The organism is Agrobacterium sp. DSM 25558, from assembly GCF_900100825.1.
Classification (GTDB): Bacteria; Pseudomonadota; Alphaproteobacteria; order Rhizobiales; family Rhizobiaceae; genus Agrobacterium.
On the sequence record NZ_FMUD01000017.1, the window covers coordinates 1 to 26,411 of the forward strand.

Annotated in this window: 18 protein-coding genes, 4 pseudogenes and 1 other annotated feature; of the genes and pseudogenes, 17 read left to right on the forward strand and 5 right to left on the reverse strand. The window is 54.8% G+C overall.

All coding sequences use genetic code 11. The annotated features are described in order from the left end of the window. Together DSM25558_RS29115 and DSM25558_RS15190 are read right to left on the reverse strand one after the other, a co-directional pair. The coding region (locus DSM25558_RS29115; protein WP_210189140.1) for a hypothetical protein at positions 1–258 on the reverse strand (258 nt) is incomplete at its 3' end. A gap of 78 nt (positions 259–336) precedes the next feature. Then, positions 337–2,184, reverse strand: coding sequence for a methyl-accepting chemotaxis protein (locus DSM25558_RS15190; RefSeq protein ID WP_083716477.1), 1,848 nt, complete (start codon positions 2,182–2,184; stop codon positions 337–339). 929 nt (positions 2,185–3,113) lie between these two features. Between DSM25558_RS15190 and DSM25558_RS15200 the strand changes: the two genes are divergently transcribed. From DSM25558_RS15200 to DSM25558_RS15220, 3 genes are all read left to right on the forward strand, one after another. Beyond that, a complete protein-coding gene (locus DSM25558_RS15200) occupies positions 3,114–3,473 on the forward strand; it encodes a hypothetical protein (protein WP_077105582.1) in 360 nt (119 codons plus the stop codon). A gap of 221 nt (positions 3,474–3,694) precedes the next feature. Next, positions 3,695–4,833, forward strand: a protein-coding gene (locus DSM25558_RS15210) for an IS3 family transposase (RefSeq protein ID WP_200800761.1) whose coding sequence is annotated in 2 segments (ribosomal slippage) — positions 3,695–3,953 and positions 3,953–4,833 — 1,140 coding nt in all. Because the reading frame shifts where the segments join, the coding sequence is not laid out codon by codon here. An 852-nt stretch (positions 4,834–5,685) separates the two neighbouring features. Further along, on the forward strand, positions 5,686–6,909 hold the full coding sequence (locus DSM25558_RS15220) for an MFS transporter (protein WP_077105586.1): 1,224 nt from the start codon (positions 5,686–5,688) through the stop codon (positions 6,907–6,909). 60 nt (positions 6,910–6,969) lie between these two features. On the opposite strand, the pseudogene DSM25558_RS15225 reads toward DSM25558_RS15220, so the two are convergent. Continuing rightward, positions 6,970–7,829, reverse strand: a pseudogene (locus DSM25558_RS15225) (IS3 family transposase); the annotation flags it as partial. Beyond that, positions 7,429–7,545: a sequence feature (AL1L pseudoknot), on the reverse strand. It overlaps the preceding pseudogene by 117 nt. A 227-nt stretch (positions 7,830–8,056) precedes the next feature. Here DSM25558_RS15225 and DSM25558_RS27770 point away from each other — a divergent pair. Then, positions 8,057–8,566, forward strand: a pseudogene (locus DSM25558_RS27770) (IS3 family transposase); the annotation flags it as partial. On the opposite strand, the pseudogene DSM25558_RS15240 reads toward DSM25558_RS27770, so the two are convergent. Next, positions 8,566–8,908, reverse strand: a pseudogene (locus DSM25558_RS15240) (helix-turn-helix domain-containing protein); the annotation flags it as partial. The pseudogenes DSM25558_RS27770 and DSM25558_RS15240 overlap by 1 nt on opposite strands. Positions 8,909–9,163: 255 nt before the next feature. Here DSM25558_RS15240 and DSM25558_RS15245 point away from each other — a divergent pair. The 6 genes from DSM25558_RS15245 (at position 9,164) to DSM25558_RS15270 (ending at position 16,673) form a co-directional block, all read left to right on the forward strand. Beyond that, on the forward strand, positions 9,164–10,462 hold the full coding sequence (locus DSM25558_RS15245; protein ID WP_077105675.1) for an ABC transporter substrate-binding protein: 1,299 nt from the start codon (positions 9,164–9,166) through the stop codon (positions 10,460–10,462). Between the two features lie 28 nt (positions 10,463–10,490). Further along, entirely contained in the window at positions 10,491–11,399 is a 909-nt protein-coding gene (locus DSM25558_RS15250; protein WP_244554213.1) for a carbohydrate ABC transporter permease, read from the forward strand. Then, positions 11,396–12,220: a carbohydrate ABC transporter permease gene (locus tag DSM25558_RS15255; RefSeq protein ID WP_077105589.1), complete on the forward strand. Its 825-nt coding sequence runs from the start codon at positions 11,396–11,398 to the stop codon at positions 12,218–12,220. The genes DSM25558_RS15250 and DSM25558_RS15255 overlap by 4 nt, the downstream gene beginning before the upstream one ends. Next, positions 12,217–13,281 (forward strand): LacI family DNA-binding transcriptional regulator, encoded by a 1,065-nt coding sequence (locus DSM25558_RS15260; protein ID WP_077105590.1) that lies wholly within the window; start codon positions 12,217–12,219, stop codon positions 13,279–13,281. Before DSM25558_RS15255 ends, DSM25558_RS15260 begins: the two co-directional genes overlap by 4 nt. After that, positions 13,268–14,350, forward strand: a complete 1,083-nt coding sequence (locus tag DSM25558_RS15265; protein ID WP_077105591.1) for an ABC transporter ATP-binding protein — start codon at positions 13,268–13,270, stop codon at positions 14,348–14,350. Before DSM25558_RS15260 ends, DSM25558_RS15265 begins: the two co-directional genes overlap by 14 nt. A gap of 100 nt (positions 14,351–14,450) precedes the next feature. Further along, a complete protein-coding gene (locus tag DSM25558_RS15270) occupies positions 14,451–16,673 on the forward strand; it encodes a glycoside hydrolase family 95 protein (RefSeq protein ID WP_077105592.1) in 2,223 nt (740 codons plus the stop codon). Positions 16,674–16,768: 95 nt separating this feature from the next. Here DSM25558_RS15270 and DSM25558_RS15275 read toward each other — a convergent pair whose 3' ends face one another. After that, positions 16,769–17,812, reverse strand: a complete 1,044-nt coding sequence (locus tag DSM25558_RS15275; protein WP_077105593.1) for a LacI family DNA-binding transcriptional regulator — start codon at positions 17,810–17,812, stop codon at positions 16,769–16,771. 192 nt (positions 17,813–18,004) lie between these two features. On the opposite strand from DSM25558_RS15275, the gene DSM25558_RS15280 reads away from it, so the two are divergent. The 7 genes and pseudogenes from DSM25558_RS15280 (at position 18,005) to DSM25558_RS15315 (ending at position 26,408) form a co-directional block, all read left to right on the forward strand. Continuing rightward, the gene (locus DSM25558_RS15280; RefSeq protein ID WP_077105594.1) at positions 18,005–18,946 is read left to right on the forward strand and encodes an extracellular solute-binding protein; all 942 of its coding nucleotides are present in this window, start codon (positions 18,005–18,007) and stop codon (positions 18,944–18,946) included. Between the two features lie 107 nt (positions 18,947–19,053). Then, complete coding sequence (locus tag DSM25558_RS15285; RefSeq protein ID WP_077105595.1) at positions 19,054–20,148, forward strand: ABC transporter ATP-binding protein; 1,095 nt, start codon at positions 19,054–19,056, stop codon at positions 20,146–20,148. 35 nt (positions 20,149–20,183) lie between these two features. Then, the gene (locus tag DSM25558_RS15290; RefSeq protein WP_159442505.1) at positions 20,184–21,836 is read left to right on the forward strand and encodes an ABC transporter permease; all 1,653 of its coding nucleotides are present in this window, start codon (positions 20,184–20,186) and stop codon (positions 21,834–21,836) included. 46 nt (positions 21,837–21,882) lie between these two features. After that, positions 21,883–22,893, forward strand: coding sequence for a hypothetical protein (locus DSM25558_RS15295; RefSeq protein ID WP_077105597.1), 1,011 nt, complete (start codon positions 21,883–21,885; stop codon positions 22,891–22,893). Positions 22,894–23,004: 111 nt separating this feature from the next. Then, positions 23,005–23,931, forward strand: coding sequence for an HD-GYP domain-containing protein (locus DSM25558_RS15300; protein ID WP_077105598.1), 927 nt, complete (start codon positions 23,005–23,007; stop codon positions 23,929–23,931). Between the two features lie 247 nt (positions 23,932–24,178). Next, positions 24,179–25,047 (forward strand): annotated as a pseudogene (locus DSM25558_RS27775) (IS3 family transposase); the annotation flags it as partial. A gap of 284 nt (positions 25,048–25,331) precedes the next feature. Then, complete coding sequence (locus DSM25558_RS15315) at positions 25,332–26,408, forward strand: IS110 family RNA-guided transposase (RefSeq protein ID WP_077105600.1); 1,077 nt, start codon at positions 25,332–25,334, stop codon at positions 26,406–26,408. Positions 26,409–26,411 lie beyond the last annotated feature (3 nt).

Genomic DNA, 26,411 nt, shown 5'->3' on the forward strand with positions numbered 1-26,411 from the left:
ATATGTTGCAATCGAGGCATTTACGCGCTGGATCTGTTCCATGAGAGCGATAATGCTCTCGGTAACAGGGTCAGGCGTGTCCGGTTTCGCGTTTTGTAATGTCTCGATATGGTTTCGCAATACAGCACCGCGTGCACGCTGCTTGGGAAAATTAAGTATAGCTGCCATAAAATTCACCATCCGTAGCGGCGCGCGGACCGCGTCAACGAGTTGTCGATATAGCTCCCATTCACCGATCAGGGCTTTGGGATGACTCATAGTGTTTCAAAGGGCTGAGTGATGATGGCCCCGCGCCAAACCGGGCGGGGCCATCATGCCATCCCAGGGAGCGCCCTATCAAAAGTCTTCCCAGTTTTCCTTGACGCTAGCGTTGCCGGAAAACGCCCTCGATACCTTGCCGGCCAGCTTTCTAACGGGCGACTGCACCGGTCGGTGGTCAGGGCCTGCAGCCATGATGGAGGCTGTTTGACGAAGGGCTCCACCGAGCTGAAACTGCGAGATCAACTCGCGCAACCTGCCGCTTTCGTTGGCAAGCGTAGCCCCCGCCGCACTGGTTTCTTCCACCATGGCGGCGTTCTGCTGGGTCACCTGGTCCATCTGGTTGACCGCCGTGTTGACTTCGGCCAGACCAACTGATTGCTCTCTGGCCGATGTTGCGATGGAGTCCATGTGCTGGTTGACCGTAACGATATAGCCTTCGATCGTCTTCAAGGCTTCGCCGGTGTCGCTGACAAGCTTGACGCCGCTTTGGACTTCAAGCGAGGAATTGCGGATCAGCTCCTTGATCTCCCTGGCCGCCTGCGCCGAGCGCTGGGCCAGTTCGCGCACCTCCTGGGCGACGACTGCGAAGCCCTTGCCGGCGTCACCGGCACGTGCAGCCTCTACCCCCGCATTGAGAGCCAACAGGTTCGTCTGGAACGCGATCTCATCAATAACGCCGATAATGTTGGAGACCTGATTGGAGGATGCCTCGATCTTCTGCATGGCTTCGACCGCATTGGCGACAACCCGACCCGACTCAGCAGCGCTTTCATTCGCGAGAACAGCCACTTTGCGAGCCTCGTCGGCGCGCTTGGAGGAGTTGGCGACATTGACAGTGATCTGATCGAGGGCGGCAGCCGTTTCTTCAAGAGCAGCGGCCTGCTGTTCGGTACGTTTCGACAGATCGTCGGCGCTGGCGCTGACTTCGCGGCTGCCCGTGTCGATGCCATGGGTGGCGTCAGCAACGGCGCGCAGCGTTTCAGATAACTGCCCGACGGCGGAATTGAAGTCAGTGCGCAGGGTTTCAAAATCAGCCGCGAACGGATCGACAAGCTGGAAGCTCAGATCCCCACCTGCCAAGTGCTTTAGACCTTCACCCAGGCCAGCCGTCGCTTGCCCCATTTCTTGCGCCCGGACACGGTCGCTCTCAGCCTTACGTTGACGTTCTTCTTCTGACAGGCTCCGATTGGCCTCAGCCTCCTGTTCGAGGCGAAGGTTGGCAACGGCATTCGCCCGGAAAACCTCAACAGCAGAAGCCATCTCGCCAATCTCGTCGTGACGGTCGGTGTGGGGAATGGTGTGCGATAGCTCGCCACTGGCAAGGGAACGCATAAGAGAGGTGATACGGGCGATTGGCCGGGCAATGCTGCGCGTCATCGACAAGGCAGCGATCACAACAATCACGAGAAGCGGTATCAGCCAAAAGCCGATCGTCTTGATCTCGTTCCAGAAGAGCGTCTCGATATCGTCCATGTAGACGCCGGTGGCAATCACCCAGCCCCAAGCCTTTATGCCTTCGGAATAGCTTAGCTTCTCGACCGGGGCATCTGACCCTTCACGCGGCCAAAGATACGGGGTAAAGCCGCCGCCTTCCTGAGCGCGTGTGATCAGTCCTTGGAACATAAGGCTGCCTTGGGAGTCGGCCCTGCTCCAAAAGGTCTTTCCAACCAGCTGTGCGTTGGGGTTGACAATCATCTCGGCCTTTTCGTCGATGATGAAAACATAGTCTTTTGCACCAAAGCGGATAGCGCTGATCGCTTTCTTGGCCTGTGTTTTTGCGTCCTCGACTGACAGGCGACCGGCATTCGCCTCGTCCACATAGAAGCGAACGATAGACGATGCCGCCTCGGTCTGCGCCTTCAGCATGAAGCGTCGGTCCGCCTCGATGACGCTGCGAAGGTCATAGAGTTGTACGATAGACATGAAGACACATGTCAATAAAGCTAAGGCGACAAGGCAACCTAATTTACGACTGATAGTAAAATGCATCGGATTCACGGTTCCAGTTTCAGGATATACTTATATAATATATGAAAAATCTTAAAGATTCGTACAGCGCCCAGATATCTCTGGACCAAAGGAGCTTGTATCTACACACCGCTGCGGTTGACCTCGAATGCAACCGGGTGGACTGATTATCAATAGAACTAACGTTTGGCCTTATTTAAACAGGAAAAAATCGCAAAGAAGATATATAGTAAAATTATAAGAGTACTTCTTCCAAATATCCCTCCGAAAAAAGCGTTTAATACGTTAACGATCATCTGTTATTTGTTGTGCACGACTGAACTGGTTTTCGTCCGTACCAACAAATTCTTTCGTTGTCCCGAGGGCCCAGATGGCTAGACAGCATTAGACCTGCTTTCTCTCCATAGATATTTACTTAAATTAAAGAAATTCTAGGTGAACCAATCCAAGATTTTTTCGGATAATTGAAATTTTCGGTTGACCCACAAAAATAACGCTGCAAGCTTAATGCGATAACAACAAAGCATGCTGTGCCGCAAAGTCTGCAATCGCTTAACGCACACTTGTGGCAAAACACACCCCAACTCAGGTTAGCATGCTGGATTTCCCGCGTATGTGCACGTGAACTGGCTGATGATGCTCACCAATGGCGAGCAGACGTAATGGAATGAACTATTTTGACCGTATCTGCCATAAAATATGCAAAATCCCGCGTTTTTTAAGATGAGTGAAGCGGTGGTTTTGGGAAAGGCACATCGGACTTACTAGTTGTCGAGCTCAAATGCAACAGATCTTTGCTTGGATCGTAAGATGTTTAGATACGAAATAAAAGTACTGTTCGCGAGTATACAAGGGCCTTTCGTCACGCCCAGTGGAGAAGCGGTATGATGGTATTTCTCCTTGGTCTGACACTAAGTCTCACTGCGCTTACTCTTCGCTCGACAGCCACTGTCGTTGGCATTGGAATATTGATTGCTTTCGTGTCCGCAGCGGCCTTTGCCTTGTCAGATCCCGGTGTACACCTTCTGTCATTGTTGATCGTGCTGGCTGGCTATAATGTAGGCATTGCCGTTTCTATTGTTGGGATGTTGGCTGCGTCGAGGTGCGCTGAGTATGCGAGAAATCTGCAATTGCAGCACCATAAAATGGTCGCGGCCAGCGCCCCCTTGCCTCAACCATTATGGCGAGAATGGGAAATTATCTTACATCGACCCGTCCATTTCATCTATGATGATGTTTCGTAAATTTACTGCAAGTGCTCGTTCCGTCGTTTTATGTCTCGCCCGCGAATCTGACCACCCACTTCAGGGGTTCGGCGTTGGACTGCTGCGGCTCAAAAATCTGTTCTGAGTACGCATACATTGTGAAGTCGTGTAGAGAGAGAGCTGGCTCGGGAAATCTGCACAGCGGGGATAAGTGGAATTTCTGCCTGACTTCGGCTTAGATGCCGGGAACAGGAGATACCATGACGAGACGACCGCGCCGGAACCACAGCCCGGCTTTCAAGGCGAAGGTGGCACTTGCCGCCATCCGAGGTGAGCAGACGCTGGTGGAATTATCCCAGCAGTTCGACGTGCATGCCAACCAGATCAAGCAGTGGAAGGACCAACTCCTTGAAGGGGCGACAGGCGTTTTCGGCGACGAAGGGAAGACGGAAGCGGCAGGCCCGACCGTTGACGTCAAAACGCTGCACGCCAAGATCGGCGAACTGACGCTGGAAAATGATTTTTTGTCCGGTGCGCTCGGCAAGGCGGGATTGCTGGGCGGAAAGAAATGATCGACCGCGAGCACAAGCTATCCGTCGTGCGCCAGGCGAAGCTTCTCGGCTTCAGCCGTGGCACAGTCTACTATCTGCCTCGTCCAGTGCCTGACGGTGATCTTGCCCTGATGCGCCGGATTGACGAGTTGCATCTCGACTACCCCTTTGCCGGAAGTCGGATGTTGCAAGGGCTCTTGAGAGGAGAAGGGCTGGAAGCTGGGCGGCTGCATGTCGCCACGCTGATGAAGAAGATGGGCATCGAGGCCATATACCGTCGCCCGAACACATCCAAACCAGCACCCGGTCACAAAATCTATCCCTACCTCCTGCGCAAGCTGGCGTTGACCCGTTCCAACCAGGTTTGGGCGATGGACCTGACATATATTCCGATGGCTCGCGGCTTTGTCTATCTCTGCGCCGTCGTGGACTGGTTCAGTCGGCGGGTTCTGTCGTGGCGGCTGTCGATCACGATGGAAGCAGCCTTCTGCATCGAAGCAGTCGAGGAAGCGCTGGCCCGTTATGGCAAACCCGACATATTCAATACTGACCAAGGATCGCAGTTCACCTCGATGGACTTCACGGCAGTGTTGAAGAAAGCCGAAATCGCCATCTCGATGGATGGCAAGGGCGCTTGGCGGGACAATGTCTTCGTGGAACGCCTTTGGCGTTCGATCAAATACGAGGAGGTCTACCTCCACGCCTACAAAACCGTGTCCGAAGCCCGCGTCGGCATTGGCCGATATCTGACCTTCTACAATAGTCGACGCCCACATTCATCCCTTGACCGGCAGACGCCGGATCAGGCTTACTTCAACGCGCTGGCACCAATGATGGTGGCGGCATAATCGAGGCGGAAATCCACTTAACGAAACGCCCGAAACTGTTCAGACGAACCGAGCCACCTCTATTATTACCAAAGGTTTTCTTTCCTGCCGAGTTGCAAGCGCTGTCGGTAGGAATAAGAAACTGAGTTCAAACGAGACGATATGAAGGAATAACCGTGGTGTCGATTCACAAATTACGGATTACGAATGACGCTTTGTAGGATGCTGCGCTGTCGCAAAAGAACTTGGAGGAGATGCTTCGGGCCCGATAGCCCGTACAGGGTTAGCAGCACTGTGGAACTTTGACAGCACTCTTGGGTCGCCTAGTTTTTCGAGCACCACTTTGCTACGCTTTCATAATAACATCACCGTAGCGACAGCAGCGTTCATCCAGACCTGATCGTGTTGTTCTGAACCAAAGCTTTGAACGCTTCTTCAAGATTTTCATAGCTTCGCAGTATATTTGCCATTTCATCCTTGAGACGTCTCAGCAGCGCAAGTTCCTGAAGAGACGCATCATTGGACATAGCTCGCACGCGGAGATCCGCCTCGATTTCTTGGAGCGATGACCGATATGCGGACACAGTCTTAATTACGATCGCATGGTGTCGTTGTAAGATTATGCTCATGGACGGTCTCGCAACAAAACGATATGAAATTACAGCATTCCGTTGCAAGTGACAGCCAGGAGTCGTCGGAAGTAAATCAAGGAGTGTAAACTCACGCTGATTCCACTATGCGTCCAAAGGCAACAAACTCACAATGATGTCTCAGTATCATTAAGTTGCCACTATAAACACAACCTCAGTACAGGCAGAGACCGCGTTTGTGATGAACGCGGAGGCCTAAGATCTCACCCCGCCAGAGGATGTCATGGCACCTAAACCGTATCTTGCCAAGGACGTGTTTCGTCATCCTGGCTATCTGAATTTCGTCGCCTCCCGAGTGTTCTCGTCGATTTCCTACCAAAGCATTGCAGTCGCACTGGGCTGGATGATTTATGACAAAACCAATAGCGCTTACGCTCTTGCACTGATTGGGCTTTGCCAGTTCCTTCCGATGGTTATCCTCACATTCATCGTCGGCCACATTGCTGACAGGTTTGATCGGCGCAGAATTGGATTGACCTGTCAGGTCGTAGAAGCGCTGGTTTCCCTCGCCTTGGCGGTTGCCGTGTGGCAAGATATGCTAAGCCCTAGCGGAATATTTATTGCCATTACGATTTTGGGGGCAACGGTTGCTTTCGAGCGCCCCACCATGTCTGCGCTTCTGCCGAATATTGTTCCGCACGCCATGTTGCAGCAAGCTGTGGCGACGTCTACGTCTCTTATGCAGACAGCTCTCATCATCGGGCCTTCAATTGGCGGGCTACTCTATGGCTTTCATTCCGTGGCACCGTTTGTGATCTCGACCGTTTGCTTTTCCCTAGCTAGTATAAACATCATCGCGATCCCACTAACGTGGGTACCTGCCAAGCGAGAACCCATTACTTTTTCGTCGGTATTTGCCGGCGTATCCTTTATTAAGGGCCGGCCGGTGATATTGGGAACCATATCACTCGATCTTTTTGCAGTGCTGCTTGGTGGTGCGACGGCCCTACTACCCATGTTTGCTCGAGATATTCTTCTCGCTGGCCCCTGGGGACTGGGGTTTCTTCGAGCGGCACCAGCTATCGGTGCCTTGGCCATGTCGATTTTTCTGGCGCGGAACCCACTAACTAGGCGGGTCGGCGACACAATGCTGTTCGCCGTCGCAGCGTTCGGTGTAGCGACGACCCTTTTCTCCTTGTCATCGAACATCATAATATCAGTGATTGCCCTTTTTTTTGTAGGTGCGGCCGACACTGTAAGTGTTGTCGTACGAAGCTCGCTTGTCCAGTTGATGACGCCAGATTCTATGCGTGGTCGCGTCAATGCAGTTAATTCTCTATTTATCGGCACATCGAACCAACTTGGTGAATTCGAATCCGGTTTGTTGGCAGGCGCTATGGGCCCGATTGTCGCTGGCGTTCTCGGCGGCGTGGGTACTATCGCTATTGTCTTACTATGGATGGTGATCTTCCCCGAACTTCGTAAGGTCGATACGTTAAGCGGTTAAAATACCTCATAGAGTCGAACTGAGAAATTCACACTTGGCTGTTGTTCCGAGATCAATATGGGCATCGAGCACAAAGCCCGCATGGGCCGTCCGACTTGCCCGCCAACCGACGATACGGCGGGCGAAGGCATCAGTGACGAAGGCCACGTAAACGAAGCCCTGCCAGGTCGCGACATAGGTGAAATCGGATAACCACAGCATGTTCGGCGCTGGAGCGAAGAACTGTCGGTTCACCCGGTCTAGCGGGCATGGAGCGGACTTGTCCGACATGGTGGTTTTGACTGGCTTGCCGCGAATGACGCCTTGAAGCCCCATCACTCTCATAAGCCGAGCGACGGTGCAGCGGGCGATGTCGTAACCTTCTCGCTGCAACTGCCGCCAGACTTTACGCACGCCATAGACCTGGAAGTTCTCGTTGAACACCCGGCGTATCTCGACCTTCATCGCCATGTCGCGACGGGCGCGGGCCGACAGGCGGTCCACGTCCGTGCGCTTGGCAACGACCTCATAGTAGGTGGACGGGGCAATCGGCAGCAGCCTGCAGATCGGCTCGACCCCGAGCACCGCGCGGTGTTCGTCGATGAAGGAAATCATCGCTTCAGTGGGCGGTCGAGCTCCGCCTGGGCAAAATATGCCGAGGCTTTGCGCAAAATCTCGTTCGCCTGACGAAGCTCCCGGTTCTCCCGCTCCAGTGCCTTCATCTTCTCGGCCGCGTCGCTCGGCAGGCCAGTCCGCTTGCCGCTGTCGACCTCGGCCTTCTTCACCCATTCATGGAGGGTATGCGCCGAGCAACCGATCTTGGACGCTATCGATGATACCGCTGCCCAGCGGGAGGGATGTTCGGCTTCATGCTCCGTCACCATACGCACGGCACGGGCGCGGACTTCAGGAGAAAATTTGTTCGTCGTTTTGCTTGTCATAGACCCTACTTCTCACGAGTTGGGGTCTCCGGTAAATCCGGTGCGGTTCATAGCCCCAGGCAACTGTTCAGGTTGACAAAGTAGGACGGAAGGGGATCAAGCCACTTAACGGTCTCCAACGACCTGAATTTCTCCGATCTCCCTCCCGCAGATCAAAATCTAGCATAATTCAAACACACAGGAATTTCTGCCTGACTTCGGCTTAGATGCCGTGAACAGGAGATACCATGACGAGACGACCGCGCCGGAACCACAGCCCGGCTTTCAAGGCAAAAGTGGCGCTCGCCGCCATCCGGGGCGAGCAGACGCTGGTGGAATTATCCCAGCAGTTCGACGTGCATGCCAACCAGATCAAACAGTGGAAAGACCAGCTCCTTGAGGGGGCGACAGGCGTTTTCGGCGATGAAGCGAAGACGGAGCCGGCGGGGCCAACTGTGGACGTCAAAACGCTTCACGCCAAGATTGGCGAACTGACGCTGGAAAATGATTTTTTAGCCGGAGCGCTCGGCAAGGCAGGCTTGCTGGGCGGAAAAAAACGATCGACCGCGAGCACAAACTCTCCGTCGTGCGCCAGGCGAAGCTTCTCGGCTTCAGCCGAGGCAGCGTTTATTATCTTCCTCGTCCAGTACCTGACGGCGATCTTGCCCTGATGCGCCGGCGGACGAATGCTGCGCATCCGCTCGGGGATCAACGAACTGCATCTCGACTACCCTTTTGCCGGAAGTCGTATGTTGCAATGCGGCTGCAGGCCAAATGCACCAGATCCGACGGATGGTGGTGTGCGAAAGCCCGCGATCTGCTGCCATGGATCGGATGGACCCATGCGTAGTGTCTTTCGGAGCTGTGTTCAGTGTTCGTTCGACGACTTCGGCGACCTGTGCATCGGAGACGGTCTGCGGCCGACCCGCCCGGTATTCGTTAGTCAATCCGTTTATGCCGTCCTCGGCGAAACGCCGGCACCACTTGCCGACTGTGTGCTCATGGACACCGAGCCGTTTACCAACAACCTTGTTGGAAAGGCCCTCTGCACAAAACAAGACCATCCGGCATCGATCTGAAAGCGAGGGAGCTGCTTTGTGGTCGGTTCTCCAATCATGTCATGCCACTGGGCGATGGTCATGTTCTCATGTGCCTTCAGCCGTGCTCCTTGCGCAAGGGACAGCGTGTTAATGGGCGGATTAATTGGTGTCAGATTGATCCAAATATGCAGGCGTTGGCACCTAACGAATGAAGGCGCGTGGACGTTGTTTGCTCCTCTGCGCTTTCTTACCAACATAATTGACATCGATTCATTTAAGCTGCATTATGTTCGCGTTGACTGGGAGGAGGCGGAGATGACTAAAATATCCACTGGTACGGCCATCAAGTTTAATAGTGGCATTAAGCTTGCCATTGCGGGTTTGATGGTCCTAAAGTTTTCAGGTGATGCGAGCGCCAATCCGACGGGTGACCTTGTCGTCCTGCAGTGGCTGACAGGCTCTGAACTCGACAGTTTCAAGCGGATCGAAGCAGCATTCTCAAAGTCTTATCCTGAGGTAACCGTTCGTGAAGTCGCGGTGACTTGGTCGGGCGATCCCCGCGGCAGCCTTCGCGCGTCGCTGATGGGCGGCGAGAGCGCTGACGTCATGGTCAATACCTGGCCGACCTTCCGGCGTGAACTGGCCGATGCGGGACTCCTGCGTCCACTCAACGAAGTTTATACCACAAAGAGGTGGAGCGAAAAAATCGATCCATCCTGGCGTGACCTCGGCTCGATCGAAGGGCAGATGTACGGTCTGACCTACACATACGGAGACCGTTCCGGTATTTGGTATCGCAAGCAGACGCTGGCGGATTCTGGCATCGAAGCGCCACCCAAGGACTGGAACGCTTTGATCGCCAGTTTCACCAAGCTACGCGAAAAGAATGTGACGCCGATGGCGGTCCCCGGAAAGTTCTGGGCACATGCCGAGATTTTCGAAACATTGCTCCTGTGCATGCAGGGCACCGCATTTTCCAAGGCTCTCGCCAACCGTGAGGTGGCCTGGACTGACAACCGTGTGAAAGACATCCTGCGCAAGTGGCGTGAATTGATCGACGCAGGCTGCTGCGCCAACCCCGCCGTCATGCTGAGCACCGATTGGGACAATGCGGCCGATCAGGTCCTGCAACAGCGCAGCGCAGCCTATGTCCAGCTTGGCATGTGGATCAACAACCGGGCTTTCGAGACCTACAAACTTGACGGCAAGGCGGATTTCGGCCTGTTCCAGTTTCCGGCTATGGGGATGGGCCACGACAACGCTTCCAGCCTCGACAGCAAGGAAATCGTCACACTGGCGAGCGGACGCAATCCGGAGGCCGCCGACGCCTTCCTCGACTTCATGGTTGGCAAGGAGGCTGCGACGATCTTGGCGGAGAGCGGCCTCTCTTCGCCATCCAAGCTGGTCGAACCTTCGATCTATCCGCCTGCGATCCAAGCGTCCAACGCCTTCTTAGCCCAGTCGGACGTTACCTTTGTGCTTGGCGATACCTTGCCCGGCGAGTTGACGGACGAATACCGGGTTCAGCTTCAACGCTTTCTGAAGGACACCAGCGACGCCAATATCGATGCCGTGACGCAGGCGCTGGAAACCAAAGCGGCGAGCCTGAATTGATATGGTCACGCCCACATCAAAGGCCTGGATGAGACACAAAGCAGAGCCCGGCGGCAGGAGAGGCTGGTACAGCACGGACGGGGGCGCTGCCCTCGTCCTACTCGCTCCGATGATTGTGCTGTTTGCCTGCTCCGTCGTCTATCCGCTTATCGAAACCATCCGCCTGTCCTTCTACGACGCCCGGGGGCTGGGCATTCCGCGCTGGGTCGGGTTTCGCAACTATACGGCCTTGGCAAGCGATCCCAATTTTCGTTCGGCCCTTTTCACGACACTTATCTGGACGTTCGCAACCACCATTCTTTCGGTGGGTATCGGCTGGGGGCTTGCCGTACTGTGCGCCTTCGCGCCGCGGGCGACCTCTCCCTTTAGATTGATGATCTTCAGTGCCTACGGCATCGCTGAAGCCGTCAGCGGCTTTATCTGGCTTGGCATCTACCGGCCTGACGACAGCGGCCTCCTCAACGCCATCCTCGGTGCCATCGGGCTTTCGGATTTTCACCATGCTTGGCTTGGAGATACATCGACGGCGCTCTGGGGCATCATTGTCGCCTACGCCTGGACACAGGTTGGCCTACCACTGATGACGTGCTTTGCCGCCGTACGCACCATTCCGAGAACGATCTTCGAGGCAGCCTATATCGATGGCGCCCGGCCGATTTCGGTGATGCGCCATATTCTCGTGCCGCTTTCTCTTCCTGGTCTCGCCGTTGCTGTTTTCATTAATCTTTTGAACAGTCTGCGCGCCTTCGACATGATCTTCGTCCTGACAGGCGGTGGGCCGGCGCGCTCCACCGAAACGGTTGGCTATTTCATGTATCGGGAATCCATGCTGCAGTTCAAACTTGGATATGGTGCCGCAGCGACCGTCATCCTTCTCCTGGGTGTGTTCATCGTCTCCATTCCGTTGCTGCGCCAAAGAACGGCGGAGGCGAAATGATCGGGCGTACACCACTTTGGATCCCTATCCTCGTCGGCTTGATCGCTATCGCCTGGATCGTGCCGCTTGTCGGCCTTGTGATGACCTCCCTGCGCCCGGCGGGTGAGATCGCCTCAAGCGGCTGGTGGGGCCTGACGGAGGTGACGCTGACGCTCGACGCATGGCGAACCGTGTGGACGAAGTATCCGCTGGTCTCGGCCTTCTGGACGTCGCTTTCCCTCACCGGCCTGGCAACAATCCTGACGATGCTTCTGGCCCCCGCTGCTGCCTTCGCTTTCCAGTTCCTGGCGTTTCCCGGGCGGCGGATCTTGCTACTCATCATCGTCAATTCCTTCGTCCTGCCTCAGCAGGTCGTCATCATCCCCCTCTTTACGCTCTGGCGGGATCTCGGAATGATCGACAATCTGTGGGCTGTCGTCATTCCCTATGTCGGCTTGTCCTTTGCCTGGTCGATCTTTCTGGTGAAAAATTTTCTAGCCGACTTTCCGAAGGATCTGATCGAGGCCTCCCGGGTAGATGGCTGTGCGCCCATCTCAACCTTCCTCTATGTCGTCTTGCCCAATGCCATGACACCGATCGCCGCCATCGGCATTCTGCAGTTCCTGTGGACTTGGAATTCGATGCTCCTGCCGATGCTCTACCTGCGCAGCGAACTGCCGTTGACGGTGCTTCTGGCGCGTATCGCCGGCTCTTTTGAGCCCAATCTTGATCAGCAGGCGGTGGCTGCGATCGTGACGACGGCGGCACCACTTTTGGCTTTTATCGTTTTCCAGCGTTTCTTCGCCGCAGATGCGCGCAACAGATCCGGAGGCAAGGAATGAACGACGACCTCGAGCGACGCAAACGCCCTACGATCCACGATGTCGCACAGCGTGCAGGCGTCGCAGTCGGAACAGTATCACGCTATCTCAACGGACAGGAGGTCCGCCGCGGCAAGCGTGCGGACATTGAAAAGGCGGTAGAGGACCTCGGCTTTCGGCGGAGCGCGGCGGCCGCCGCCATGAAGAGCGACCGAACGGGCCTGATCGGTTTTCTTGCCCCGACATTCGATGAGTTCCACGCCGGCCTCCTCAACCATCTCGTACGCAGTTTCCGCCCGAGCGGGCGCAAACTGCTCACCTATTCACACGAGACCGACGACGTGCTCTTGCGTGAGGCGCTCGAATTTCTGATCGAACAGCGTGTCGATGCCTTGATCATGGCCGGTCTCCCGCGCTCCGAGGACCTTATTTCCGCGTTCCGTTCCGAAGGTATACCGGTTGTCGTCTACAACAACGATGTGCGCGGCGAGCGGCTTGATCGGGTCTTCGTCGACAATTTCAAGGCAGCGAGCCGTGCGGTCGGACATCTCATCGATGTCGGTCATCGCAAGATCGCGCTTGTTGCAGGCGATCCGCTCGACTCCAGTGGCGTGGAGCGGCGTCTTGGCTACGAGGAAGCGCTGCGCCGCCACGGTATTCCGCTCGACCCGGCTTATGTCTTTGCCGGCGACTGGAAAACGGAGGCCGGCTACAACGCACTGCAGGGCTTCATGGCGCTGCCCGATCCGCCGACCGCGATATTTTCTTCGAATTACCAGATGACCACAGGTATGCTGGAATGGCTGCGCGAACACGGAATGCGCACACCCGAGGACATCGCTATCGTCAGTTTCGACGACGTCGATCTCTTCCGGCTTTACAGCGAGGGCATCACGGCCGTTGCGCAGCCGCTCCCGCATATCGCGAACGCTATTGCAAGCTTTGTCCTGACCCGCCTCGGTGACGCAGAGGTTCCGGACATCCGCTCTCGGACGCTCGAATGCAGCATCATCCTGCGCGGCTCCAGCCGCCGACCAGCGACAACCCAGACTGACAGGAGTTTCGGTCATGGCCCCTATTGAACTGCGCGGCATCGGGAAAGCCTATGGGGCCGCCACGATCATCGACGGCCTCGACCTGACACTCGACGACGGGATGCTAACAGTGTTCGTCGGTCCTTCCGGGTGCGGAAAATCGACACTTCTGCGTATGATCGCCGGGTTGGAGTCCATCTCGCACGGTGAGGTTCGGATTGGGGGTCGGCGAGCAAATGAGGCCACTCCGACACAGCGCGGCGTCGCAATGGTCTTCCAGAATTACGCTCTCTACCCCCATCTCACGGTGCGTAACAACATCGGCTTTCCTCTTCGGATGGCCGGGATGAAACGGGAAGAGATCGCGCGCAGGGTCGTACAGGCGGCGTCACGTCTGCGCATCGAGCCGCTTCTCGACCGAAAGCCGGCCGCGCTTTCGGGTGGCCAGCGCCAGCGCGTCGCAATCGGCCGCGCCATCGTTCGGGATCCCGACATCTTCCTCTTCGACGAACCTCTGTCCAATCTTGACGCTGAACTGCGCGTCCAGATGCGACTGGAGATCGCAAGCCTACACAAGGCGCTTGATGCGACAATGGTTTATGTGACGCACGATCAGGTGGAGGCCATGACGCTTGCCGATCGCATCGTTGTGATGCGGGCCGGGCGCGTGGAGCAGAGCGGCACCCCGATGGCGCTTTACGACGATCCTGACAATATGTTTGTTGCGGGCTTCATCGGCTCCCCCCGCATGAACCTTCTTAGAGGGCGTGTCACGGCCCGTGTCAAAGCAGGCGTTACGGTCACGTTGCGCGATCTCGATGCAGCACCTGTCGCCGTGCAGGTCACGTCCCCGCCGGAACCGGGCACGGACGTCGTGGTCGGGCTAAGGCCGGAAGCCTTTTCGCCAACGGGCGACGTCGTCGTTCGCATCACCGCCGACGCGGTGGAGAACCTCGGTGGCACAGCCTACGGCTATGTGCAATTGGACGAGAGCGATCCGTTGACGATCGACTTGGGTGGAGACCGCACCATCCGCGTGGGAAGCTCAGTCACGACGGCTTTTGAGGCTGCCAAGGCGCTCCTGTTCGATCCGAAGACGGAACATCGGATCCGCTGATCGCCAAATCTGATCAGGCCTCAATGTGAACGTACTCCTGCGGGCCCCACATCGTTTCCCAAGACGATCTTTTCAATCTCTTTTCAAAAGGCTTTTCCCCGTGACCACACACGAACTCTGGTACGACCGCCCCGCATCTGCATGGACAGAGGCGCTTCCTGTCGGCAACGGCCGCCTTGGCGCTATGGTCTTCGGCGGCTCATGGAGCGAGCGCCTCCAGATTAACGAGAGCACGTTCTGGAACGGCGGCCCCTATCAGCCCATCAACGCCCAGGCCGGAGCGAATATCGGGGAAGTCCGCAAGCTCATCATGGAGGGCCGCTATGCCGAAGCGGAGCGGTTGGCTTACGAAAAAGTCATGGCATCCCCCGATCTTCAGACGTCTTATCAGCCTGTTGGTGACGTCCACCTGACGTTTCACCACGATCTGACGACCGAAAACTACCGCCGTTCGCTTGATCTCGACGGCGGCATTGCGACCACGCTGTACGACTGCCGCGGAGTGCGTTTCCGCCGCGACGTCTTCGCAACCGCGATCCATAACGTTCTCGTCTGCCGGATCACCGTATCAAAGCCCGGCGCCCTGTCCCTGACTTGTCTCATGAGCAGCCCGCAGAACGGCGCTGCCGAGGAGCGTTCCGATGACACGATCGGATATCTTGGTCGCAACCGGTCCCAGAACGGCATTCCAGGCCTGCTCCGGTTCGCATTTCGATCACGCATCCTGCCGGAGGGTGGGATGCGCGATAGGGGCCCGGAAGCCGTTCGGGTGCGTGAGGCCGATGCGGTAACCCTCCTCATCGATGCGGGGACCAGTTTTCGCCGTTACGACGATGTTAGCGGCTCGCCCGATGAGGCAACAGCGGACCGGCTCGATGAGGTCGCGGCAATTCCCTACGAGACACTTCTGCACGATCACCTTGCTGATCATCGCCGCCTGTATCAGAGCATGTCAATCATCATCGACGGGCCCGATACGTCAGACATTCCCACAGACGGCCGTATCGCCGCATTCGCTAATGGTGACGACCCCGATCTTGCAGCGCTTTACGTTCGGTTCGGCCGATATCTCGCCATGGCAAGCTCGCGGCCAGGCACCCAGCCCGCGAATTTACAGGGTATCTGGAACGAGGAGATTTTGCCGCCCTGGAACAGCAAATACACCGTCAACATCAATCTGCAGATGAATTATTGGCTCGCCGATCCAGCCAATCTGCCGGAAACCTTCATACCGTTGATCGAACTGGTGGAAGATGTCTCAGAGACCGGCCGGGAGATGGCGCGCGCACATTATGGTGCCCGTGGCTGGGTTCTGCACCACAATACAGACATTTGGCGCGCGACGGGACCGATCGACGGGCCGCCGTGGGGTCTATGGCCTATGGGTGGTGCCTGGCTATGCGCGCAGCTCTTCGATCACTGGCGCTTCCATCCTAACCGCCCACTGCTCGACCGCATTTTTCCTTTAATTAAGGGAGCCGTCGACTTCATGCTCGATACGCTCGTCCAGTTGCCGGGTACTGATCTCCTCGTCACTTGCCCGTCCCTTTCTCCCGAAAATTCCCATCCATTTGGTTCTACCCTATGCGCAGGACCCGCCATGGATAACCAGATCCTGCGCGACCTCTTCGCGGCGGCGATCGAAGCCAGTGAGCGTCTGGGCATCGAGGCTGCCTGGCGCGACAACGTCAGAGCTGCACGAACGCGTCTTCCGATTGACCGCATTGGCCAGGCTGGACAACTTCAGGAGTGGCTTGAAGATTGGGATCTGGATGCGCCAGAGCCGCAACACCGTCACGTGTCGCATCTCTATGGCGTTTATCCCAGCCAGCAGATCGACACCTTGGAGACGCCCGACCTTGCGCGCGCAGCTGAGATCTCGCTCGACCGGCGCGGTGACGACGCGACGGGCTGGGGCATCGGTTGGCGGCTGAACCTTTGGGCGAGGCTCGGGCGGGGTGCCCGTGCGCATGACGTTCTGGCATTGCTGCTATCCCCGGAGCGGACCTATCCAAACCTCTTCGACGCCCATCCGCCGTTCCAGATCGACGGCAACTTTGGAGGCGCGGCTGGCATTCTGGAAATGCTGGTTCAGTCGCGTGTTGGCGAGATCCGACTGCTGCCTGCCTTGCCTAAGACGTGGCAATCCGGCTGCTTATCAGGCATTAGGGTCCGCGGAGGTCTGTTGTTGGATTTCAGTTGGCAAGACGGTAAAGTCTCCTCACTCAAATTCAAAGCCGAGCGTGAAGGACAAGTGATCCTCCGCCACGCCGACGTTGTGATAACGACGTCCTATTCCGTCGGGGAGACCATCGTAATGTAAGAGTGGGCATGGCTATATGGTGGAGCCTGGACAAAGGCTGCACCAGTTTGTGCGATGGGCGGACTTGCAAGCGGATGTCGGAGGGGCAATAATCTTTAGGTTTTTTCTATCTTTGATGATGTTTCAAACGCGAGACAAGACTCTCTTTTTACGAATTCATAGCTTTTGACTTCGATAGACGGATGAATCTGATCTTCCGAATCTGCGCAGCGACTGATGACCGACCCAACAGTGCGCGCCAAATCTTCGGTCGGTTGAGCTAGCACCGTGATAGGCGCATCTCTTAGCTGAAAGGCTCTGCTATCATCAAAGGAGATCAGCGAAATATCCGCCGGGACTTGCATCCCGGCATCGCGGAAGAATCTCAGAGCACCGAATGTCATGCTTCCACTACAGGATAAGATCGCAGACGGCTTGCGACCCGTTGAAAAGGAACGTTCCAGCGCCGCGTAAGCCCTTGAGGACTGATAATGTCCTGGTATGACCAACCTATCATCTAAAGGGAGGCCCCATTCTTCCATACCTTGTCTGTATCCACCGAATCGCTCCCGGGCTGTTGCTTCGTTCAAGTCACCGGTAATCACCGAGATTTCCCTATGGCCAAGACCGGATAGATATCCAACTGCCTTTCGAGCTGCATCGGTACTATCGGTCAAGACGCGATACATTGGAACATCCGGGCTGTCATTCGTCAGACCGATAATGGGGATGCCGTACTTGCTAAAATCGAGCAACCGACCTTCGAGACCAGAATGGCCCGCCACTATGATTGCGCATACCCGTTGCTCTTGAAAAAAATTCAAGGCGTAGGCCATAACCGCCGGATCTTTATTGTGACAATAAGTCAGCAATGCACGCTTTTGATCCTGCAACTCTGCTGAGATTTTCTCGACTATGGCACCGTGAAACTCGCTGAGAGATGGAACCAGCATTCCCACGAGACGGCTTTTGGTTGTCTTCATCGAAACGGCAATTTGATTGCGGCTGAAGCTCAACGCAGCAATTGCAGTCTCAATCTTATACCTGTTGCTCCTTCGTACCGTTTGTCCGTTGAGGTAGTTGGAGACAGTCCCTATAGACAAGCCAGCCTCTCTGGCAACATCAACAATTGTTGCCCGTATCTGACGTTCTGGTTTCATCAACAATCTTTCTCCTGTCTATCAGCCTACATAACGTGTCGTACCTGACCGGAACAAGGAAAGAACCCCGAAATTCTCTGTCACATCACTGACATAGCATAAGAGTATACGAAACTTGAAACGTTATAAGTTTCTGGATATAGCCGTATTAGCCAGTTCGAAGCGGCGTTTGCCACCACAGGAGAGATCGATATGAAACGTCGTATTTGCATGATGACCGCTTTCGCCGTATTAACCGCCGCGCTCCCCGCGATAGCGACTGCCGCAGACAAAAAGGTTGTTGTTTACACGCCGAGCGGAGATTATTTGAAATCGATTAATGTCACCTTCGAGCAGGAAACTGGTATTAAGGTGCAGATGATCGAAGCCGGGTCGGGTGAACTCATCAAGCGGCTTCAAGCTGAAGCGTCTCGTCCACTTGGTGATGTTGTTGCAGCCATGTCTACCGATCTCCTTGATCAGTCCCGGAACCTCCTGGAAGTTCCGCAGTCCGGGACTTGGCCAGGCTTTAGCAAAGTGGTGTCAGGTGTATTTATCGTTAATACTGATGCTCTCGGGAATTTGCCCGCGCCCAAGAGCTGGAAAGATTTTGCAAATCCAATTTACAAAGGCAAGATTGCCTATGCTGGCGCGGACAAATCCGGGTCAGCTTACGCGCAGCTTGCGACAGTCCTGGGCGTCTATGGTGAAGAACAGGGTTGGAAGGTTCTAGAGGCTGCCCTTCCTAATCTAATTATCACCAATAGTTCGAGTAAGGTGGTCAGCGGAGTGGCGCGCGGCGAGTATGCGATTGGTATTACTGGTGAGGATGCAGCATTCGTCCAGAAAAAGGCTGGCGCACCAGTGAATATCGTTTACCCAACGGAAGGCATTGTCACCTACGCAGACGGTTCAGCGGTCATCAAAGGTGCGGCAAACCAGACGGCTGCCGAAGATTACATTTCTTATCTAAGTCGTCCTGAAGTGCAGAAAATCGTCGTTGATAAATTCCACAGACGTCCGGTTGCGATTGGTGTCTCGCCACCTGAGGGGCTGCCAACTCATCCACAAGAGGCAAATCTTGAGAAGGGTTTCCTCGAAACTTTGGATCGTGACGCCACGATCAGAAAGTATTTGTCGCTCGTTCGCCAATAGGCCGAATCAAGAGCACATGTGCTGTAGCACAACCCACTCACCCAATGGCAATTTTGGTCCTTCCCGAACCACTTTGATTTCCGCGTGTCGGAGAAAGAAGAAATATTATGCATGTAGACCTAAAGCAAATCAGGAAATCATTCGGTCCAACCAAGATACTTCAGGGTGTCGACTTATCAATCGAGAGCGGCAAAATGGTGTCGCTTCTCGGTCATTCGGGATGTGGAAAAACCACCTTGCTGCGCATCATAGCTGGGTTGATGGAACTCGATGACGGTGAGGTTTTGTTCCAAGGAAAACCAATACAAAACGAGCCCCCGTATAGACGTGGAGCTGGAATGGTTTTTCAGAGCTACGCCATCTTTCCCCACATGACTGTAGGAGAGAATGTAGCTTACGGACTACGTGCGCAGAAGGTTGGCACTGCAGAACGCGAAGGTCGCGTCAAAGATATCCTCGCCAAGGTCCAACTCGGCGGCTACCAAGACCGAATGCCATCGCAATTGTCAGGTGGACAGAAGCAGCGGGTGGGTCTCGCTCGGGCGCTGGTCGTGAGGCCAAGGCTGCTTCTCATGGATGAGCCTCTTTCCAATCTGGACGCGAGCTTGCGGATCGAAATGAGAGAAGAAATTCGCTTGCTGCAGCAGGAATTCGGCATAACGACCGTTTACGTCACTCACGATCAGGAAGAGGCATTGGCGGTATCCGACAAGATCGCCCTAATGAGCGGAGGGCATATTCGACAATACGACACGCCCTTCAATCTTTACAATATGCCATGCGACGCCACGGTGGCGCGTTTCATAGGAAGAAGCAACATTCTCGCCGCTCGAGTGGAGTTCGATTCAAAAGAACCTCGCCTCGTAGTAGGTGAGTGCTATCTAAGCGGACTTGCGTGCCTGGAAAACGCTGAAAAGTCAGGACCCGTTCAGTTTGGTTTTCGCCCAGAAGCGCAGGCGAGCCTGTTGCCATCCTTTAACGCGGAAGGAAATGGTCTCAGATGCCAACTGCTCCTCTCAAGTTTCCTTGGTGCACACTGTCAACTACGCCTTCGGCTGAGGGATGGTCAAGAAATTGAACTGCGGGTATCGCCAAATCATCCGATAGTGTCTGCGCCGACCGCGTCCGAGTGGCGGCTCATCTTCACTGGACCTGACGTCCATTTATTTGCAGACGCTGAAGAACGGGATTACGCAGCATGAGGCAGTCCACACTTCCCGTTGCCCCAAGAAAAAGAATGGCACGAAATCTTTTTGATCCGTGGGGTGTGTTCCTTGCCATTCTAATGATCATCTTGATCATACTGGTCGTCTATCCGCTTGTAACCGTCTTAATGAACAGCTTCCGCGACGACACTGGTACCTCTGGCCTCGGCGGGTTCATACAGTTCTTTACGTCACGCTACTTCCTACGTTGTCTAGTAAACACATTCGTTATTGGCATTGGTTCAACCCTACTTGCTGTCGCCGTTGGCATTCCGTTCGCCTATATCTTAAATCGCTACCAAGTGAGCGGAGCAAGCTTTTTCTTCCTTGCCGTCAGCTGCGGCATGCTTTCTCCGCCTTTTTTGGGTGCGTTCTGCTGGATACTGGTATTCGGCCATGCAGGAGTCTTGGTTAAACTCGTGAATGACTGGGGAATAGCCCTACCTAGCATCTACGGTCCGGTGGGGATCATTATCGTACTGGCCGCAAATGCCTATCCGATGGTTTTTTTAGTTGTTAGCGCCGCACTGAAGCGCATCGACCCATCAATCGAAGAAGCTGGTGCAACACTTGGTCGGTCACCCTTTAAAGTATTCACCACCATCACGCTTCCGCTTCTGCTGCCCGCGATTCTGACGGGAGCAATGTTGGTTTTCCTAGGATCTGTTGCCGACTGGGGAACAGCTTCACTCATTGGTGAAGGCGAGCGTTTTCCTGTCCTAGCAACAGTGGCTTTCAGTACCTTCACAAGCGAAATGGGCACCGAAGGCGGGCTGTCTGCCGTGACGAGCACATTATTATTGGCGCTCTCTATGGGCATCGCTGCAATGATGATGTTTTTGATACGCAAGATGAATATTTCCACAGATCAGCCGCGGCAGATCCCCAAGATAAAGTTGAGCCGTGGATCACATTTCTTAGTGCAGTTGTTTCTTAGTTTTCTCGTGCTTGTCACCTGCTTCCCACTGGTAATGATCTCGGTTTTTGCTTTTCTTCAAGTAGACGCATCTGTGGTCACACTCAACTGGACGCTTGACAACTTTAGAGCGGTGAGCTCGGAACTGCGGGATTCGCTTTTTAACAGTATCGTTCTCTCTGGCGCGGCGTTCGTCGTGATCGTTTATCTCGGGAGCTTGGTCGGTTACCTCTCTGCACGTCGGAAGGATCGCGTGACGTCGATTGTCGATACGCTTGTGATGCTTCCCTACTTCATCCCCGGAACGGTGCTGGGTATCGGTTTTGTTTACAGTTTCGGTGCTGCTCCTTTTTATCTCACCGGCACTGCGGGTATTTTGGTGCTCGCTTACATCGTGAGAAAACTTCCGTTTATGGTCAGAACTACGGCTTCAATCGTGACGCAGATCGACCGGTCGCTTGAAGAAGCGTCGCTCGTACTTGGCGTCGGCCCCGTTCGTACCTTCTTCAAGATAATGCGTCCCATGATGGCACCAGGTATCAGCGCTGGCGCACTCCTTGTGTGGCTGGAGGTTTTCAATGAGTTGGGTGCGTCTGTGGTGCTCTACACCGCTGGTACGGTGACCGTACCAATCATGACTTACCGGTATGCATTTTCTTATCAAACCGGTAGCGCATCGGCCATGGGTCTGGTCCAAATTGTCGTGACAATTGGGGTTTTCCTGCTCCTTCGAAAATTCGGCGAAAAACAAAGTTTGCCAGCACTCTAACGCCAAACATAACGCGACAAATTCGTAAAAATAGCAGGACACGAAGATGACGATCCGACGAAATAAAGTTAGCGATCTACCTCCAGAAGTCGAATCACTTTGTATAGGAAAAGATCCTCTTAGGCCTAATGACTGCGAAGATCGGACGGTTGTTGTTCTCCCATTTCTTGCGGCCGTGATCGACGGAGCGACGGATTTGTTTGGAATCTCATATGGAGGACACAAGCCCGGTTGGATAAGTGCTGAGATCGTTGCGCGTACACTCAAACGTAACGCCCGCCGAGCTTATAATGAACAGTGGGACGACCTTCGGATGTCTCGTGAGATCGATCGATCTTTTAAAGCAGTTTACGACCATCTTGACCTTACAGAAACCGTCACGCATCAACCATCCCTCCGTTTCCGAAGCGGAGGCACCATTGCGGCTGCCACTCATGCTGGACTTCGAATATCGGGCGATCTGTCTCTCGCGAGGGTTGACGGGGTTGTATTAAAACCAAGTGAGCCAAATGATGCTGAACGCGTCTTTATCGAGATGCGACGGGCATTCTGGCAGGATAAAGCTTTTGCCGGGTTGGATGCAGCGGAACGAGATAAAGAGATAAAGAGTCTTCTAGTACGTGGGATCAGCCCTCCGTCACAGCACGAGGATGCCTGTAACCGAGTGACGAGGCAGCTCCTGGAAAATCCTCGCTTCTCCAGACAGGTAGTGGAAGAGGCGCTGCTTCACGGTCTCGCCGGGATCAGAGAGACCCGCGACATATCTTCTGCACTTTTTTCACCAGCCTTCGATGGCTTTTCTTCTCAATCCGGGCAACGGCCTGTTACGGTCTTACCCTGGGGCAGTTTCAAGACCATTGAATTGTTTTCGGACGGCTATCCCGGCATTCCTGAAGGCACGAGTGGCGTTGACTGGGAAAATTTAGTCGTGATGGCCAATCAAAACGATCCACACCGGATCGGCCTTTTTGGAGCCGTCAAAGGATGTGTCCAGGATGGTCATCACGATGACAGGAGCTTGGTAATCGTGCGCGATTGGAAGGAGCCACCGTGCTGAAGAAAAGACCGACGCAACCTCAAGGGCGACATCGTGACCAAGCTCGAACTTACTATGCATCTCTGTCTGATCTGAAGTGATCAGTCCATTGTCTCAAGCAAGAGTTTAATAATGCTCAAGCGTATCAACCCCATTCAGGTACGTCTAGGGATGTTTGTTGAAGCAATTGACGGCGAGTGGATTGGCCAGCCGTTTTGGCGGAGCCGGTTTCTTCTTGATAACGTCAATGACGTGCGCTCTCTAAAATTAAGTGGGGTCAGAAGTGTAACTATTAACACTGACGCCGGTGTAGACACAGTTAATGCCCTATCAGGCAAAACACGCCGCATTGCTTCAAGTGCTAAAGTAACACGTGCGTTAAGGACGATCGAAAAATCAAAGCCGCTCATCGAGGCAATGTTTAACGATGCCCGATTAGGTAATGGCGTCCCCATAGGCGGCGCGAGGCAAGTCGTCGAACAGATTGCAGCGTGTATGACAGATAGTGCACGCGCTTTAATCGAAGTCACCCGCTTGAGGAGGAGAGACGAGTACACTTTTTTACATTCGATTGCCGTAACCGCATTGATGGTGCACTTTGGGCGATCGCTGAAAATTAATGAGGAGTCGATCCAGACACTGGCGATGGGCGGATTGTTGCATGATATAGGGAAAATAAAAACTCCCCTTTATATACTCAATAAGACTGGTTCGCTATCTGACGAGGAAATGGCGAAAATTCGTGAGCATCCGCAGCACAGTTTTGAAATTCTCTCCCGACAAGGTGATATGCCAGAGATGGTTCTTGACATATGCCGACACCACCACGAGAGAATAGATGGACGAGGTTACCCGCAAGGCCTGTTTGGGAACCAGATTAGCATGCCGGTTCGTATCGCTTCCATATGTGATGTCTATGACGCGCTCACATCAACGAGGCCATACAAGAAGGCCTGGCAACCGGCAGATGCTGGCAAATTCATGGTTCAGCAGGAGGGCCAGTTTGATCACAAATTACTCAAACAGTTTTTTTTCTGTTTGAGCCGATGCGACTTGTGACAGAATGCGCCTATAGACCGCTACCGAGCAAGGCTTGGTAATTTCGATCAAACAGCGGCGGCAATAGCTGCGAACTATAAAGATGGATGAACACGGAGCAGGTAGAAAAAGCAACGTCGCCATCACCGCAGTTGCCCGCGAGCTCGTTGGGTTCTTATAGGATAGAGCTGGTTCGGGGAAATTGCACAGCGGGGATAAGTGGAATTTCTGCCTGACTTCGGCTTAAATGCCGTGAACAGGAGATACCATGACAAGACGACCGCGCCGGAACCATAGCCCAGCTTTCAAAGCGAAAGTGGCGCTTGCCGCCGTTCGAGGCGAGCAGACGCTGGTGGAATTGTCCCAACAGTTCGACGTCCACGCCAACCAGATCAAACAGTGGAAAGATCAGCTCCTTGAGGGGGCGACAGGCGTTTTCGGCGATGAAACGAAGGCTGAACCAGCAGGTCCAACCGTCGATGTCAAAACTCTGCACGCCAAAATAGGCCAACTGACACTGGAAAACGATTTTTTAGCTGGAGCGCTCGGCAAGACGGGATTGCTGGGCGGAAAGAAATGATCGACCGCTCACACAAATTGTCGGTCGTGCGTCAGGCAAAGCTTCTCGGCTTCAGCCGTGGCAGTGTCTATTATCTGCCTCGTCCAGTGCCCGACGGTAATCTGGCTTTGATGCGCTGGCGGACGAATGCTGCGCATCCGCTCGGGGATCAACGAACTGCATCTCGACTACCCTTTTGCCGGAAGTCGTATGTTGCAAGGGCTCTTGAGAGGAGAAGGGCTACAACCGGTCGGCTGCACGTCGCCACGTTGATGAAGAAAATGGGCATTGAGGCGATCTACCGTCGCCCGAACACCTCCAAACCAGCACCAGGTCACAAAATCTATCCCTATCTTCTGCGCAAGGTGGAGGTTGCTGGACCCAACCAGGTGTGGGCAATGGACATAACCTACGTTCCGATGGCTCGCGGTTTTGTCTATCTCTGCGCCGTCGTGGACTGGTTCAGCCGCAGGGTTCTGTCGTGGCGGTTGTCGATCACGATGGAAGCAGCGTTCTGTATCGAAGCGGTCGAGGAAGCGCTTGCACGTTATGGCAAACCCGACATCTTCAACACCGATAGTCATATGATTGATGCCAGTTCTCGGGTGGTTTGACTCAAACACCGATCGACCATCTGTTGGGTTGGTGCCGTATGGCTTCCCGGTATGATCTGACCCTCATTCCGATCGACCCACATGTGTCTTTCCCTGGACCTGTCGATCATCCGGGAACGCCTGCGGCGAGGCCTTGCCTCGAAGGTGCTGCTGTGACCCAAGAAGGGCATGACCATCCGGTCCCGTGACTGTCCTGTCCCTGCATCCTCCAGGCATATAATTCTCAAGACGCAGGAGAGGATAATTAGATGGCTGAACACCGAGCAGAAACTTTCGTCATTGGTGGCGTCGATACACATAAGGACTTGCATGTCGCGGCAGTCGTTGATCATCGCGATCGCGTTCTCGGTACCGAGAGCTTTCCGACAACCCGACACGGCTATCGCTTGATGCTGGCTTGGATGCGATCCTTCGGGGATCTTCAGCGGGTCGGGATTGAATGCTCGGGGAGCTACGGCGCGGGGTTACTGCGGTACATGCAAGCTGCAGGTGTCGAGGTTCTGGAAGTCACCGCACCTGACAAACTGGACCGTCGCCGGCGCGGCAAGAATGACGACTTCGACGCAGAAAGTGCCGCCCACGCGGCCTTTGCGAGACGGTACACCGTAACGCCACGCAGTAGGGACGGCATGGTGGAAAGTCTACGGGTTCTAAGGGTTTGCCGCAAAACTGCTATTCAGGCGCGCCGCATTGCCCTGCAGATGATCCAGGCGACCATCGTCTGCGCACCGGACAAGATCCGCGATCCGCTACGCAGCATGACGCGGATGCAGTTGATCCGCACGCTCGCAGCCTGGCGACCCGACCTTACAGCGTACCGCCAGGTCGAGGAAGCCTACCGCATCTCTCTCAAGTCCTTGGCGCGACGTTATCTAGAACTGCATGACGAGATCGCTGACCTAGACGACATGATTGAGGCTATCGTCTCAGAACTCGCTCCCGAACTGCTTGCTCAAACAGCGATCGGTCTGAACAGCGCGGCCCAGTTACTGCTCACTGCGGGCGACAACTCCGACCGGCTGAGATCCGAGGCGAGCTTCGCGGCATTGTGCGGCGTCAGTCCAGTCCCGGCCTCTTCCGGGAAAACAGTTCGGCACAGGTTGAACAGGGGTGGGGATCGCGCGGCCAACAGTGCCATCCACATCATCGCCATCGGGAGGCTTCGATTGGATGCACGCACACAGGACTACGTGGCGCGACGCATCGCAGCCGGAAAATCGAAGCTTGAGGCTATTCGCTGCCTCAAACGCTACATCGCCCGCGAAGTCTTCGCAATCATCATGCGGCGGCACAAGGAAATCAACCAAAGCCAAATTGCGGCTTGACTC

Coding starts and splice junctions, on each gene's coding strand:
- DSM25558_RS15190 (WP_083716477.1), bottom strand. CDS start 2,184: ATGTCTATCGTACAACTCTATGACCTTCGCAGCGTCATCGAGGCGGAC.
- DSM25558_RS15200 (WP_077105582.1), top strand. CDS start 3,114: ATGATGGTATTTCTCCTTGGTCTGACACTAAGTCTCACTGCGCTTACT.
- DSM25558_RS15220 (WP_077105586.1), top strand. CDS start 5,686: ATGGCACCTAAACCGTATCTTGCCAAGGACGTGTTTCGTCATCCTGGC.
- DSM25558_RS15245 (WP_077105675.1), top strand. CDS start 9,164: ATGACTAAAATATCCACTGGTACGGCCATCAAGTTTAATAGTGGCATT.
- DSM25558_RS15250 (WP_244554213.1), top strand. CDS start 10,491: ATGAGACACAAAGCAGAGCCCGGCGGCAGGAGAGGCTGGTACAGCACG.
- DSM25558_RS15255 (WP_077105589.1), top strand. CDS start 11,396: ATGATCGGGCGTACACCACTTTGGATCCCTATCCTCGTCGGCTTGATC.
- DSM25558_RS15260 (WP_077105590.1), top strand. CDS start 12,217: ATGAACGACGACCTCGAGCGACGCAAACGCCCTACGATCCACGATGTC.
- DSM25558_RS15265 (WP_077105591.1), top strand. CDS start 13,268: ATGGCCCCTATTGAACTGCGCGGCATCGGGAAAGCCTATGGGGCCGCC.
- DSM25558_RS15275 (WP_077105593.1), bottom strand. CDS start 17,812: ATGAAACCAGAACGTCAGATACGGGCAACAATTGTTGATGTTGCCAGA.
- DSM25558_RS15280 (WP_077105594.1), top strand. CDS start 18,005: ATGAAACGTCGTATTTGCATGATGACCGCTTTCGCCGTATTAACCGCC.
- DSM25558_RS15285 (WP_077105595.1), top strand. CDS start 19,054: ATGCATGTAGACCTAAAGCAAATCAGGAAATCATTCGGTCCAACCAAG.
- DSM25558_RS15290 (WP_159442505.1), top strand. CDS start 20,184: ATGGCACGAAATCTTTTTGATCCGTGGGGTGTGTTCCTTGCCATTCTA.
- DSM25558_RS15295 (WP_077105597.1), top strand. CDS start 21,883: ATGACGATCCGACGAAATAAAGTTAGCGATCTACCTCCAGAAGTCGAA.
- DSM25558_RS15300 (WP_077105598.1), top strand. CDS start 23,005: ATGCTCAAGCGTATCAACCCCATTCAGGTACGTCTAGGGATGTTTGTT.
- DSM25558_RS15315 (WP_077105600.1), top strand. CDS start 25,332: ATGGCTGAACACCGAGCAGAAACTTTCGTCATTGGTGGCGTCGATACA.